The sequence below is a fragment of the Streptomyces sp. NPDC127108 genome, assembly GCF_042677545.1.
Lineage (GTDB): Bacteria > Actinomycetota > Actinomycetes > Streptomycetales > Streptomycetaceae > Streptomyces.
Window position 1 is genome coordinate 89,254 of record NZ_JBHXTE010000004.1, and the last position, 12,937, is coordinate 102,190.

General features: G+C 72.9%; 12 protein-coding genes. 5 read left to right on the forward strand and 7 right to left on the reverse strand.

The genetic code is table 11. From position 1 onward, the window contains the following. On the forward strand, positions 1-1,632 hold the full coding sequence (gene pruA, locus ACFVHO_RS04990) for an L-glutamate gamma-semialdehyde dehydrogenase (RefSeq protein ID WP_385710321.1): 1,632 nt from the start codon (positions 1-3) through the stop codon (positions 1,630-1,632). 99 nt (positions 1,633-1,731) lie between these two features. On the opposite strand, the gene ACFVHO_RS04995 is transcribed toward pruA, so the two are convergent. Then, on the reverse strand, positions 1,732-2,601 hold the full coding sequence (locus ACFVHO_RS04995) for an alpha/beta fold hydrolase (RefSeq protein ID WP_385710324.1): 870 nt from the start codon (positions 2,599-2,601) through the stop codon (positions 1,732-1,734). Positions 2,602-2,745: 144 nt separating this feature from the next. Between ACFVHO_RS04995 and ACFVHO_RS05000 the strand changes: the two genes are divergently transcribed. Then, a complete protein-coding gene (locus ACFVHO_RS05000) occupies positions 2,746-3,840 on the forward strand; it encodes an alkene reductase (RefSeq protein ID WP_385710327.1) in 1,095 nt (364 codons plus the stop codon). A 12-nt stretch (positions 3,841-3,852) separates the two neighbouring features. Here the strand turns inward: ACFVHO_RS05000 and ACFVHO_RS05005 are convergent, their stop codons facing one another. The 4 genes from ACFVHO_RS05005 to ACFVHO_RS05020 all read right to left on the reverse strand — a co-directional run bounded on the left by ACFVHO_RS05005 (position 3,853) and on the right by ACFVHO_RS05020 (position 7,960). After that, on the reverse strand, positions 3,853-4,584 hold the full coding sequence (locus ACFVHO_RS05005; RefSeq protein WP_385710329.1) for a nitroreductase family protein: 732 nt from the start codon (positions 4,582-4,584) through the stop codon (positions 3,853-3,855). Between the two features lie 102 nt (positions 4,585-4,686). After that, positions 4,687-6,063 carry a lysophospholipid acyltransferase family protein gene (locus tag ACFVHO_RS05010; RefSeq protein WP_385710332.1) on the reverse strand — a complete coding sequence of 459 codons (1,377 nt, stop codon included), beginning with the start codon at positions 6,061-6,063 and terminating at the stop codon, positions 4,687-4,689. Further along, positions 6,060-6,923, reverse strand: coding sequence for a phosphatidate cytidylyltransferase (locus ACFVHO_RS05015; protein ID WP_385710335.1), 864 nt, complete (start codon positions 6,921-6,923; stop codon positions 6,060-6,062). The genes ACFVHO_RS05010 and ACFVHO_RS05015 overlap by 4 nt, the downstream gene beginning before the upstream one ends. Continuing rightward, a complete protein-coding gene (locus tag ACFVHO_RS05020; protein WP_385710338.1) occupies positions 6,920-7,960 on the reverse strand; it encodes a CDP-alcohol phosphatidyltransferase family protein in 1,041 nt (346 codons plus the stop codon). The genes ACFVHO_RS05015 and ACFVHO_RS05020 overlap by 4 nt, the downstream gene beginning before the upstream one ends. A gap of 77 nt (positions 7,961-8,037) precedes the next feature. Here ACFVHO_RS05020 and ACFVHO_RS05025 point away from each other — a divergent pair, with 77 nt between their 5' ends. After that, positions 8,038-8,598 (forward strand): GNAT family N-acetyltransferase, encoded by a 561-nt coding sequence (locus tag ACFVHO_RS05025; protein ID WP_385710341.1) that lies wholly within the window; start codon positions 8,038-8,040, stop codon positions 8,596-8,598. A 68-nt stretch (positions 8,599-8,666) separates the two neighbouring features. Here the strand turns inward: ACFVHO_RS05025 and ACFVHO_RS05030 are convergent, their stop codons facing one another. Beyond that, positions 8,667-9,677 carry an NADP-dependent oxidoreductase gene (locus ACFVHO_RS05030; RefSeq protein WP_385710344.1) on the reverse strand — a complete coding sequence of 337 codons (1,011 nt, stop codon included), beginning with the start codon at positions 9,675-9,677 and terminating at the stop codon, positions 8,667-8,669. 160 nt (positions 9,678-9,837) lie between these two features. On the opposite strand from ACFVHO_RS05030, the gene ACFVHO_RS05035 reads away from it, so the two are divergent. Together ACFVHO_RS05035 and ACFVHO_RS05040 are read left to right on the forward strand one after the other, a co-directional pair. After that, positions 9,838-10,806, forward strand: coding sequence for a LysR family transcriptional regulator (locus ACFVHO_RS05035; RefSeq protein WP_385710347.1), 969 nt, complete (start codon positions 9,838-9,840; stop codon positions 10,804-10,806). A gap of 216 nt (positions 10,807-11,022) precedes the next feature. Continuing rightward, a complete protein-coding gene (locus tag ACFVHO_RS05040; RefSeq protein ID WP_087885970.1) occupies positions 11,023-11,151 on the forward strand; it encodes a hypothetical protein in 129 nt (42 codons plus the stop codon). Positions 11,152-11,209: 58 nt separating this feature from the next. Here the strand turns inward: ACFVHO_RS05040 and ACFVHO_RS05045 are convergent, their stop codons facing one another. Next, positions 11,210-12,799: a purple acid phosphatase family protein gene (locus ACFVHO_RS05045; protein ID WP_385710350.1), complete on the reverse strand. Its 1,590-nt coding sequence runs from the start codon at positions 12,797-12,799 to the stop codon at positions 11,210-11,212. Positions 12,800-12,937: the final 138 nt, after the last annotated feature.

The following is a 12,937-nucleotide window of genomic DNA, read 5'->3' on the forward strand; positions in this document are numbered from 1 at the left end:
ATGGACGCTGTGACCCAGGTCCCCGCCCCGGTCAACGAGCCGGTCCACGGCTACGCCCCCGGCTCCCCGGAGCGCGCCCGGCTCGAGACCAAGCTCAAGGAGCTGTCCGAGAACCCGATCGAGCTGCCGATGACGATCGGCGGCGTGAAGCGCCTCGGCGGCGGCGAGCCCTTCCAGGTCGTGCAGCCGCACAACCACCAGGCCGTCATCGGCACCGGCCGCGGCGCCACCCAGCAGGACGCCCAGGACGCGATCGACGCCGCCCTGGCCGCCGCCCCGGCGTGGCGCGCGATGTCCTTCGACGACCGCGCCGCGATCATCCTGCGCGCCGCCGAGCTGCTGTCCACGACGTGGCGCGAGACGCTGGCCGCCTCCACCATGCTCGGCCAGTCCAAGACCGCCCAGCAGGCCGAGATCGACACTCCCTGTGAGCTCGTCGACTTCTGGCGCTTCAACGTGAAGTACGCCCGCGACCTGCTCGCCGAGCAGCCCCCGGCGAACTCCACGGGCGTCTGGAACCGTCTGGACCACCGCCCGCTCGAGGGCTTCGTCTACGCGATCACCCCGTTCAACTTCACGGCCATCGCGGGCAACCTCCCCACCGCCCCGGCCCTGATGGGCAACGTGGTCGTGTGGAAGCCGTCCCCGACGCAGACGCACGCCGCCGTCCTCCTCATGCAGCTCCTGGAGGAGGCGGGCCTGCCCAAGGGCGTCATCAACCTGGTCACCGGCGACGGCATCGCGGTCTCCGAGGTCGCCCTGCACCACCGCGACCTCGCGGGCATCCACTTCACCGGCTCGACGGCGACCTTCCAGCACCTGTGGAAGACGGTCGGCGAGAACATCGCGAAGTACCGCACCTACCCGCGTCTGGTCGGCGAGACCGGCGGCAAGGACTTCGTCGTCGCGCACCCGAGCGCCGACCGCGCCGTCCTGAAGACCGCGCTGACCCGCGGCTCCTTCGAGTTCCAGGGCCAGAAGTGCTCCGCGTCCTCGCGCGCGTACATTCCGGCCTCCATCTGGAACTCGGGCTTCAAGGAGGAGTTCGCGGCCGAGGTCGACGGCATCAAGATGGGTGACGTCACCGACCTGTCGAACTTCATCGGCGCCGTCATCGACGAGCGTTCCTTCGCGAAGAACAAGGCCGCGATCGACCGCGCCAAGGCGGACGAGACCTGCACGATCGTCGCGGGCGGCACCTACGACGACTCCGTCGGCTACTTCGTGCGCCCGACCGTCGTCGAGTGCACCGACCCGGCCAACGAGGTCTTCACGACGGAGTACTTCGGCCCGTTCCTCGCCGTGCACGTCTATGAGGACGACAAGTACGAGGAGATGCTGACCCAGATGGAGTCGGCGTCGGACTACGCGCTCACCGGCTCGGTCATCGCGGGTGACCGCGCCGCCGCCGCGTACACGATGGAGAAGCTCCGCTACGCCGCGGGCAACTTCTACATCAACGACAAGTCGACCGGCGCCGTCGTCGGCCAGCAGCCCTTCGGCGGCGGCCGTGCCTCCGGCACCAACGACAAGGCCGGCGCCCCGCAGAACCTGCAGCGCTGGACCCTGACCCGCGCCATCAAGGAGACGCTGGTCCCGCCGACCGAGTACGGCTACCCGCACATGGGCTGACCCCCCGACCGGCGTCGGACCCGCCCGAGGTCCGACGCCACCCACACCCCCGCCCCCGGCCTGGGCCCCACCCCGGCCGGGGGCGGTGACGTGTCCGGACTACCGCACCCGCCGGGCGAGGAAGTCGTCGATCAGGCCGGCGATCTGCTCCGCGTGCGTCTCCAGGGCGAAGTGGCCCGTCGGCAGCAGGTGGATCTCCGCCTCGGGCAGGTCGCGCTGGAAGGCGACCGCCCCCGCGGGCACGAAGATCTCGTCGTGGCCGCCCCACACGGCGAGCACCGGCACCTGGCTCGCGCGGAAGTAGGCGTGGAAGTCCGGGTAGAGGTCGATGTTGCTGCCGTAGTCGCCCATGAGGGCCAGCTGGATCTCGTCCTGGCCCGCGCGCGCCATCAGGGCCGCGTCGTGCTCCCAGGCGTCCGGGCTGACCGCGCTCGGGTCCGGGACGCCGTGCGTGTACTGCCACTTGATGCCCTCGGGGGAGCGGATCTCGCGCACCGGCCCGGCCGTCTCCTCGCTCGGCGCCGCGATGTACGCGAACACGGGCGCCCACGCCTCCTTGCCGAGCCCCTCCTCGTACGCGTTGCCGTTCTGCGTGACGATCGCCGTGACCCGGTCCGGGTGGGCGAGCGCGAGGCGCAGGCCGATCGGGGCGCCGTAGTCCTGCACGTACAGCGCGAACCGCTCCAGGCCGATCGCCTCGGTGAACTCGGCGGTGACGAGGGCGAGTTCGGCGAAGGTGTACGGGAAGTCGGCGACGGCGGGCGTCGCCGAGCGCCCGAAGCCGATGTGGTCCGGAGCGATCACGCGATAGCGCCCGGCGAGGCGCGGGATGAGGTCCCGGAACATGTGCGAGCTGGTCGGGAAGCCGTGCAGAAGCAGCAGGGCGGGGGCGTCGGCGGGGCCCGCCTCGCGGTAGAAGACCTCGTGGCCGCGGACGTCGATGGACCGGTAGTGCACCTGGGTGCTCATCTCTAACCCCTCAAGTTTGCTTTGGTGGTTGCGATAGGGCGAGTAGAGCATGCTCGCGACTAACTGGTCAAGATGCTTTTAATGGTTAGAGGAATCGCGCTCGCACTTGAATGTGACACCGGCGTCAACTTCTACGGTTCCGGCATGACGAACGCCTCGCTTCTCGCCCCGTACTCCGCCGGTCACCTCGGCCTCCTGCCCAACCGCATCGTCATGGCTCCCATGACCCGCGCCCGCGCCGCCGAGGACGGCACCCCGTTGCCCGTCGTCGCCGACCACTACGCCCAGCGCGCGAGCGCGGGCCTCATCGTCACCGAGGGCATCTGGCCCAGCAGCCGGGGCCAGAGCGGCTGGCGCTTCCCCGGGCTCGAGACCGCCGCGCACATCGAGGGCTGGCGGCACGTGACCGACGCCGTGCACGCCGCGGGGGGCCGTATCTACGCGCAGTTGATGCACGGCGGCCGCAACGGCCACCCGCTGGCCCGCATCGACGGCGACCTGCCGCTCGCGCCGTCGGCCGTGACCCCGCCCGGCCACGCGCACGGCCCCGACGGCAGCAAGCCCGACTACGTCGCCCCGCGCGAGATGAGCCTCGACGACATCCGCACGGCGGTCCAGGACTTCGTGGACGCCGCCCGCAACGCCGTCGAGGCCGGTTTCGACGGCGTCGAACTGCACGGCGCCAACAGCTACTTGATCCACCAGTTCCTCGCCGACAACACCAACCTGCGCGACGACGCGTACGGCAGGGGCTCGGTCGCCGACCGCATCCGGTTCGCCGTCGAGGTCGTGCGCGCCGTCGCCGACGCCATCGGCGCCCGGCGGCTCGGCCTTCGGCTCTCCCCCGGCAACCCGCAGTTCGGCATGTCCGAGGCCGACCCCGGCCCCGTCTACCGCGCGCTGCTCGACGAGATCGACGGACTCGGCCTCGCCTACCTCCACCTCACCGACAACGACACCTACCCCGCCCTCGCCGACCTGCGCCCCCACTGGCACGGCCTGCTCATCGGCAACGTCGGCGAGAACGGCGACCCGACGACGCGCGAGGCCGGCGAGGCCGTCCTCGCGTCCGGCCGCGCCGACCTCGTCTCCTACGGGCGGGCGTTCATCTCCAACCCCGACCTGCCCGAGCGGTTCGCGGTCGGCGCGGCCCTCCAGGACATCGACGCGGCGCACCTCTATACGCACGGGGCCGAGGGCTACACCGACTACCCGGCGTTGGCAGGGGAGCCGGTGTAGCCGCCGGGCCGGTCAGACCTCCACGAGCACCTGGTCCAGTGCTTTGCGCACCAGGTCGGGGACCTGGCAGTCCGGGGCCGGATAGCCGACGGGGACCACCGCGAACGCCTTCTCGTTCGCCGGGCGGCCCAGCACCTCCGACAGGAACCGCATCGGGCTCGGCGTGTGCACCAGCGCGGCCAGGCCCGACAGGTGCAGCGCGGACAGGAGCATGCCGACGGCGATGCCGACGGACTCGTCCACGTAGTAGTGCTTGTGCTTGGTGCCGTCCTCGCCCAGCCAGTACCGCTGCTGGAAGACGACGATCAGCGCGGGCGCGTCCGTCAGGTGCCGCTTCACCTCGTCCGTGCCGAGCGGGCGTAGCGCGGCCAGCCACTCCTCGCCGAGCCGCCCGTCGTAGGAGATGCGCTCCTCGTGCTCGGCGGCCTCGCGGATGCGGCGGCGTATCTCGGGATCCTGTACGAGGACGAACGTCCACGGCTGCTGGTGCGCGCCCGACGGCGCGGTCGCCGCGCAGGCGATGGCGTCCCGCACCGCCTGCGTCGGCACCGGGTCCGACGAGAACTGCCGCACCGTGCGGCGCTCCCGCATGCGGTCCCTCAACTCCGCGGCCTGGCTGAGGGATTCGGCCTCCGGCATGCGGGCCGGGCGGTAGGGGACGGAGCGGTAGGGCTGCCCGTGGATGGGGGTCCAGCGCTCTTCGGGGTGTCCGGTCTCCGGCTTGCTCTGTTCGGTATCAGGCATGAGCCGAGTGTGCCGCGCGGGGGCGGGGGCGGACAGGGGGCGGTAGCGGGTTTCGGGGGCGGGCCGGGTGTCGGTGCGTCGGCCCCTTCGGGCAGGTGCCGGTCAGCTCCAGCTGCCTACGATCAGCGAGAGGCCGATGGTGAATCCGGTGCCGAGCAGGGCCAGATACAGGCCGTACCAGCGGCGCAGGCGGTGGGCGAGGAAGCCGAACGCGCCGCACGCCAGGCCCACCGTGAGGGTGCGTGAGCCGCGCGCGAGGGCCGACTGGGCCAGCCAGTCCGGGGCCGGGACGTCGGCGTGGCCCGCTCCGGCCGCGTACACCTTGAAGGGGATGCCGTTCCACGGCTGGTCGCGGACCGCCGCCGCGGAGTCCGTGGCCAGCTCTTGTCGCACCTCCGCGCGCATCCGGTCCGTGGTGAGCGGCTGTGGCAACTGGGCGCCGGACGCGGCGAGTTGGAGGGCGAGGACGCCGCCCGCCAGCGTTCCCGCCAGGGCCGCGAGGGACAGCTTCAGGGCGCGGCGCGGTACCGCCACGCACACGATCGCCAGGAGCAGCTCCGGCATCAGCGGCCAGCTCAGGGCCTCCGCGAACGCCCAGGCGAACGCCAGCGGCAGCGCCCAGCGGCTCGCGAGGACGCGGGCGACGCGCTTGCGGACGCGTGAGTCCTTCAGGGGTTCCTCGGTGGTACGGCGGTGCAGTGCCGACACCGCGTCGCGGGCCTCCTCCGGGGTCGCCGTCGGCGGGAGCGGGGTGCCGATGCGGACGCGGACCAGGGCCGGGCGCAGGGGGCCGTGCTTCGGCAGGAGGCGGTCCGTGCCCGCGATGCCCACCGGGACCACGGGGACGTTCGCCTCCCTCGCCAGGACCAGGGCGCCCTTGTGGAACGCGCCCAGCTCGCCCGCCCGGGCGCGGGTGCCCTCCGGGAACAGGACCACGGCGCGGCCCGCGCGCAGGTCGGCCGTCCTGGCCAGGAGGTCGTCCATGCCGCCGCCCGTGCGGCGTACGGGGAAGCCTGCGGCCAGGCGGGAGCAGACGCGGCTGCGCCAGCGGGAGGCGAACCAGTAGTCCGCCGCCGCGGCGATCGTGGGGGCGTGGGTCGCGTCCAGGGCGGCCAGGAGGGCCGCTGTGTCCGCGTGGGAGGTGTGGTTCGCGACGACCACGCAGCCGCCCTTGGGGAGGTGGCCGTGGCGGGAGACGCCTCCGGTGAGGGTGAGGAGGGTCCACCAGAGGGCTCGCCGTAGGAGCGCCGCGGTGTGCTTTCCCCAGTCCCGCCCCTTCTCCGAAACCGGGGCTCTGCCCCTGGACCCCGGGGTGGGTGTCCCGTTGCCGTGGGACGGGCCGCCGCCGATCGGCGCTTCGCGCCTCGTCCTCAAACGCCGGACGGGCTGAGAAGTTGCCGGGCCGCGTGTTCGGCGGGCCGTCCCCCGGACCCGGTACGGGTGCGCGGGCCGGTGTGGGCTGCGGGGCAGCGTCGTCACAGTGTCACCGCCATCGTCACGAGCAGGGCCAGGAGCAGGGAGTCGACCCGGTCCAGGAGGCCGCCGAAGCCGGGGAGCCAGGTGCCCGCGTCCTTGACGCCCGCCTCGCGCTTCACCATGGACTCCAGGAGATCGCCGAGGACGCAGCCGGTCAGGACGGCGAGCCAGAGCAGGGGTGTGAAGGCGCCGACCGCGGCCAGGGCGGCGGCGGTCGCGGCGGCCGAGCCGAGGACGCCCGCCCAGGTCTTGTTGGGGGACAGGGCGGAGAGGGGGCGGGCCAGCGGGCCCCGGCGGCCCAGGGCCGTGCCGCCGCACCACGCGCCCACGTCGCCGAACGCCACCGCCACGCCCACCGCCACCGCCGTGTCGCCGAGCAGGACGAGGCCGGTCAGGGACACGGGGATCCACAGCAGGCCGAAGACGGTACGGGCGGCGCGGGTGAAGCCGTGGGCCGCGTCGCCGGAGAACAGCGCGGGCAGCGCGGCGACGAGCAGGAGCGCGCCGAAGGCCCGTACGTCGAGGGCGTCCGGCGCGGCCCAGGCCGCCGCCGGGAGCAGGACCGCCGCCGTCCACAGCACCGCGCGTTCGCCGCGCGGCAGGGCCGCCATCCGGGCGTACTCGCCGACCGCGACCGCCCCGAGCCCCGCCGCGAGCACGAACGCGCCCGCCGGGCCCGCCCAGAACGCCCCGAGGAACAGCGGCGCCGCCAGCGCCCAGGTCCGCCACCGCCGCCGCAGCTCGGCCCGCATCCGCACCCGCGCGGGCAGCGCGGCCACGGCCACACCCCCGGCCCCGAGCACCCCGGCCACGACCGGCACGGCCCGCCCGACCGCCTCACCGACAAGAACCGCGAGACTCATCGCACCCTCAACTCCCCATGCACTGCAAGCGTTTCGGACCGGCTGGACGTCCTCGCCCGCCCCGGCGACGGGACCGCCTCCGGCTGCCCCGCCGCCTCCGGCTGTCCCGGTCGCCCAGGCTCTTCCAACGCCCCCGACTCCCGCGGAGCCTGCGGCTGCCCCGGTGTCGTCGGCGGCCCGGGCCTCTCCGGCTGTCCCGGCGTCGCTTGCTGTTCCGGCGAGGGGGGCGTCTCTGGCTGCCCCGCCGCCTCCGGCCGCCCTGGTCGCGCCGGTGCTTCCAGCGCCTCCAACTGCCGCGGAGCCTGCGGCTGCCCCGGCCTCTCCAGCCGCCCCGGAGCCGTCCGCGGCCCCGGCGCCGTCGGCTGCCTCGCCTCGCCCAACTCCCGCCACAGCCGCACGCACCGCGTCCCCGCCGTCACCGCCGAGCCCGCCGCGATCACCGCGAGGATCGGGACCCACCAGCCGGACGCCGCCGCCACGACCACGAGGGCGCAGCGTTCCGTCTTGCCGACCGGGCCGCCGTTGAGGCGCGGTGCGCCCGCCGCCGCGCCCGCGAGGGAGACCCAGGACGGGAGTGTCGCCGCCAGGGCCGCCGTCGCCACCAGCCACAGGGGGGCCAGGGGCAGGAAACCGGCGATGACGGCCAAGTCGGCAGCCCTGTCGCCCAGTTCGTTGAGGAGGGCGCCGCGCCGCGTGGTGCGGCCGGTGTCGCGGGCCAGGGCGCCGTCGAGGTTCGCGAACGCCAGGCGGGCCGCGAGCAGGAGCGCCACCGGCAGGGCCGCGAGCAGGGCCGCGAGCGGGGCCGGGAGCCAGGTGGGGAGCCAAGTCGGGAGCCAGGTCGGTGGCCAAGTCGGGAGCCAGGCCAGGGTCGCTCCCGCGCCCGCCGCGCACACCACGCCCGCCGCGGTCAGCGTGTCCGGGGACACCTCGCGGCGGGCCAGCGCGCCGCGCACGCCGGAGAGCTTCCGCGCGTACCAGGGCTTCAGCGCGTACAGGCCGGGACCGGGAGATCCTGAGGAGCCGGAAGGAGCGTTCATGCAGGTGACTCTGCCGCCGCCGGGGGCGCCGGAAAATCGGGGTGCGTACTCAAATGGGGTCTGAGTACCGTAGGTCCGTGATCAATTCGACCACCTCCCCTTCCCCTGTCGGCGCGGTGCTGCGCACAGCCCACACCGCCGACTTGACCGCCGCCGAACTCAGCGCGGGACGCGCCCTGATGGACCTCGCCTTCGACGGCGACTTCAGCGACGAGGACTGGGCGCACGGACTCGGCGGCATGCACGCGCTCGTCCACGACGCGGACGGCACCCTGCTCGCGCACGGCAGTGTCGTCCAGCGCCGCGTGCTGCACAACGGCCGTTCCCTGCGCGTCGGTTACGTCGAGAACGTCGCCGTGCGCCCCGACCGGCAGCGCCAGGGCCTCGGCGGGCAGGTGATGAGCGCCCTGGAGCGGGTCGTCGACGGCGGCCACGACCTCGGCGTCCTCTCCCCGTCCGACGAGGGCGAGAAGCTGTACCGCGCGCACGGCTGGGTGACCTGGCCGGGCACCGTCGGCACGCTCGGCCCCGAGGGCCCGGTCTCCATGCCCGACGAGGACCCGCCGATGCTGTGGGGCGCCGACCTCGACCCGGCCCACGAACTGCTCATCGACTGGCGGGACGGGGACGTGTTCTAGGAGGCCGGGCCGCCGCCGCTGAGGTACGGCCGCGCGATGCGGCTACGCGGTACGGCCGCGCGGTACGGCTACGCGTCCGTCGCGCGGATGATCATCTTGCCCACGTTCGCACCGCGCAGCATCCCCAGGAACGCCGTCACGATCTGGTCGAAGCCGTCCACGATCGTCTCGTCGAGGCCGATGCGTCCGCTCTGCAGATGCGGCACCACGAAGTCGTACAACTCGTCCTGCAGATCACGGTGGTTGCGCACGTGGAAGCCCTCCATGCGCAGGCTCTTCTCCACGATCTCGGTGAGGTTGCGGGGCGCGGACAGCGGCTGCGGGTCGTTGTACTGCGCGACGGTCCCGATCCGCACGATCCGGCCGAACTCCCGCAGGCCCTCGATCGCCGCCTCCAACTGCTCGCCGCCGACGTTGTCCACGTACACGTCGACGCCGTCGGGGGCGGCCTTCGCGAGCAGGTCCACGGCGGGACCCGCGTGGTAGTCGAAGGCGTCGTCGTAGCCGACCTGCTCCGTCAGGTACGCCACCTTCGCGGGCGAGCCCGCGCTGCCGACGATCCGGCCCGCGCCCATGACCCGCGCGAGCCGCCCCGTGGCCGTCCCCACACCGCCCGCCGCCGCGGAGACGAACAGGTCCTCGCCCTCGCGCAGCTTCGCGATCCGGGTCAGACCCACGTACGCCGTCAGGCCCGTGCCGCCGAGGATGCTCATGTACGCCGACAGCGGCACCCCGTCGAAGCGCGGCAGGCGGCGGACCTCCTCCGGGGTCACCACCGCGTGGGTGCGCCAGCCCTGCCGGTGGAAGACGATCTCGCCCTCGGCGAGCTCCGGCGCCCGGGAGGCGGTCACGCGGCCGATGGTGCGGCCTTCGAGGGGGGCGTTCAGGGCGAACTCGCCGTCCATCATCTCGCGGTGGTACGGGTCGACGGACCAGTAGAGGTTCTCCACCAGGGCGGTGCCCGGCGCGGGCTCCGGCACCGCGGACTCCACGAACGCGAAGTCGTCGGGGGTGGGGAAGCCGTGCGGGCGGGCGATCTGGTGGACGGTGCGGGCGCGGGTGCCGGAGAAGCTGTTCATGGAGCTGACCGTAGAGGGGGAATGCGGGGGAGCGGCAGAGGGTTCGGTTCATGGAACGCGCCGAAGCATGAGCGCTCCTCATGGGGTCAGATGGGATTCCCCTGCGAGGGGTGCTCGGCGGAGGATCCGGACAGAACCAGACAGGACCAGGTGAGAACCGGTGGCCGAGCCCGACCTCGCCCCGCACGAACTGCGGATCATCGTCGCCGTCGAGCGCGCCCGGAGCTTCTCCGGCGCCGCCCGAGACCTCGGCCTCACGCAGTCGGCGGTGTCGCACTCGGTGCGCGGCACGGAGCACAAGCTCGGGGCGGTGCTCTTCGAACGCGGCCGCAAGGGCGCGACGCCCACCCCGGCGGGCGAGCGGGCCGCCGCCCACGCGCGCCGCGTGCTGCGGCTCCTGGAGACCCTCGTCGCCGAGACCCGGGGCGCCGCGAGCGCCACGAGCACCGGCGGCCCCGGGGAGCCCACCCTCACCGGCCCCCTGCGCATCGCCGCCTTCCGCAGCGCCGCCCTGCATCTCCTGCCGCCCGCCCTCGCGAACCTGCGGGCCCGCCACCCCGGCCTGGAACCCGAGGTCCGCGTGGTCCGTGAGCTGGGCCGCGGCACCGCGGGCGAGGTCGCCGACGGGCGCGCGGACCTCGGCATCGCGACCATCGGGACCACCTCACCGATCCCGCCCGGCCTCGTCGGCGGCGTGCTCGTCGAGGAGCCCTACTCCTTCGTGCACCCGGCGGGGCACCCCGACCCGCGCTCCCTGCCGCTCGTGGACTGGGCCGAGAACTGCACCTCGTACACCCGCGACTGGTGGGCGGGCCAGGACTGGATCCCGCGGGCGACCACGCAGACCGAGGACGACGGGGCGGTGCTCGCGATGGTGAGCGCCGGGCACGCCATGGCGATCATGCCCGCCCTGTCCCTGACCGGAGCGCCGTCGACGGTGCAGATCACCGATCTTGGCGCCGACCGCCCGACGCGCTCCGTGGGCTATGTCACCACGCCTGAGCAGGCCGGATCGCTGGCTGTTCGGGCCCTCATCCGGGAGCTGCGGGCCCTGCGGGCGCACCCGGAAGCGGAAGCGGAGTCGTCCGCCCCGGTGAGCGCCGTCTCAGATAGTAGGAAGTCCGAGTAACTGTAGAGACAAGTCGGCGAAGCTGTCTTAGCTTTGTAGGAGCCGAACGTCTCGCTCGATCAAGCGATTGGCGGCTGCGAGCCGGGCCCCGCGCAGGCGAACCCTGCGGCCCACGCTCCCCGCCCCTTCTGGCGTCTCGTAACCCTCTTTTCTCCTCGTACGACCGTGCGTACGTGGATCCGCACTCCCGGATGCGATCTAAGGAGTCGATTTCCCATGGCCGAGACGACCGCCCGCCGAGTCCGCCACGCCGTCCGCCCCAGCGAGTCCGAGCGCAAGAACGCCGCCGCCGCCCTTCAGCGGGCCCTGGACCGCAGGGACAACGGCGGCGAGACGGGGCACTGAGCCCCGTCGCCCCGTCCGTCCCCCAGCCTCCGTGCTCGATCCAGCTCCCGTGCTCGATCTAGCTCCCGCGCTCGATCTCGAAGTGGTCCACGCGCTCGCCGCTCTCGGCGAGCGCGGAGACCGTGAGCTTCGGGTGCGCCCCGGCCGTCACCTCCACCGCGAGGAACGAGAAGCCGGTGTAGCGCACCCGTGACCACTGCACCGTGTCCGGGTCGGGCAGGCGCAGCTTGGTCCAGTGGAAGGTGAGGATCGTGCCCTCGTCCTTCTCGTGGCCCTCGTAGCTGTCCTCGACCCCGGCCGGGAAGCTGTACAGGTCCTTGCCGGCGCCGCCCGCGGTGACGTACACGATGCCGTCGCGCGTCGGATCGGTCGACGCGCCGACCGGTACCGGTTTGCCGACCTCGCCGCCCTTGATGGCGTCGGTCCGCTCGTAGACGTGGTTGTGGCCGTTGATCACCAGGTCCACCTGGTGCTTGGTGAACAGCGGCAGCCACGCGTCGCGCACTCCGCCGTCGGAGCCGTGCGTCGCCGTGGAGTACGTGCAGTGGTGGAAGAACACCACGATGAAGTCGATGTCCTCGTCGGCGCGCAACTGCCCGAGCCGCTTGTCGAGCCAGGCGGTCTGCTTGCCGTCCGTGTAGCCCTTGTTGGCGGGGATCTCGTACGAGACGTCGTTCGCGTCCAGGGCGACGACGCCGACGTTGCCGTAGCGGAACGAGTAGACGCCCGGCGCGTTCTTCGCGTCGAAGCCGTTCTCGGGCAGCGACCAGCGGGCCGACTGGCCGCCGTAGCCGTTCGGCGAGTACCACGCCTCCATGTCGTGGTTGCCGGTCGTCACCATCCACGGCACGGACTTCGCCACCGACTCGGTCTGCGCGAGGAACTGGTCCCACACGCGGGCGTCGTACCTGTCGCCCTCCTTGCCGTGGCCCGTGGTGTCCGCGTAGCAGATGTCGCCCGCGTGCAGATGGAACGACGGGTTCTGCCCCAGGATCAACTGGTCGTTGGCCAGCGCCTCGTAGCTCACGCCCTGGTCGCCGAAGGCCGTGAAGACGAACTTCTCCGGCCGCGCCGGGGCCGTGCGGAACGAGCCGAGCGTGGCGAGGCGCTCCGGCGACGCCGGGTCGAAGCCGTCGTGGCCGACGCCGTAGTAGTACGTGGTGCCGGGCTTCAGGCCGTCGAGGGCCGCGTGCAGGTAGTACTGCTCGACCTTCGGGAGCTTCTTCGACAGGGACGGCGTGTGCAGGTCGCGCACCTCCGCCTCGATCTTCCGGCTCAGCTCCCAGGGCTTCAGGCCCACCCGCACGTAAGGGGACTTGACCGCGAACGGCACCTGCCAGGAGATGCGCATCTGCGTCTTCGGGTCGGCGCCGAACGCGAGATGGCGGCCGAACGGCGCGACGAGCTTCCCGTCGACCCGCACCGGGCCGCGCGGCGCCGCGAGCGGGGACGTGGCGGTGGGGCGCTCCGCGTACGCGCTGCCCGAGCTGCCCGCGAGGAGGCCGATGCCGCCCGCGACGCCCGCCGTCGCGAAGGAACTGGCGAGCACCTTGCGGCGCGAGAACCTCGCGCGCAGGTATTCGTGCTGCTCCGGCATGCTCAGGCGGCTCGCGAGCTCCTCCGGGAGCCCGACGTTGGGGGTGTCCATGACCAGGGAACTTCCCAGGGACGTCCAACTCAGGCCGGACGTACAGGTGAAGAGAGCGTGTCCATGTGGTGGCGCACATGCGGAACCTTCCGATCCCTGTCCCCTTCTTGTCCGTATGGCGGACAGGGAATGTCATTG

Bases quoted from the DNA above. Each gene is read 5' to 3' on its own strand.
- pruA (WP_385710321.1), top strand. From the start codon at position 1: ATGGACGCTGTGACCCAGGTCCCCGCCCCGGTCAACGAGCCGGTCCAC.
- ACFVHO_RS04995 (WP_385710324.1), bottom strand. From the start codon at position 2,601: ATGAGCACCCAGGTGCACTACCGGTCCATCGACGTCCGCGGCCACGAG.
- ACFVHO_RS05000 (WP_385710327.1), top strand. From the start codon at position 2,746: ATGACGAACGCCTCGCTTCTCGCCCCGTACTCCGCCGGTCACCTCGGC.
- ACFVHO_RS05005 (WP_385710329.1), bottom strand. From the start codon at position 4,584: ATGCCTGATACCGAACAGAGCAAGCCGGAGACCGGACACCCCGAAGAG.
- ACFVHO_RS05015 (WP_385710335.1), bottom strand. From the start codon at position 6,923: ATGAGTCTCGCGGTTCTTGTCGGTGAGGCGGTCGGGCGGGCCGTGCCG.
- ACFVHO_RS05020 (WP_385710338.1), bottom strand. From the start codon at position 7,960: ATGAACGCTCCTTCCGGCTCCTCAGGATCTCCCGGTCCCGGCCTGTAC.
- ACFVHO_RS05030 (WP_385710344.1), bottom strand. From the start codon at position 9,677: ATGAACAGCTTCTCCGGCACCCGCGCCCGCACCGTCCACCAGATCGCC.
- ACFVHO_RS05040 (WP_087885970.1), top strand. From the start codon at position 11,023: ATGGCCGAGACGACCGCCCGCCGAGTCCGCCACGCCGTCCGCCCCAGC.
- ACFVHO_RS05045 (WP_385710350.1), bottom strand. From the start codon at position 12,799: ATGGACACCCCCAACGTCGGGCTCCCGGAGGAGCTCGCGAGCCGCCTG.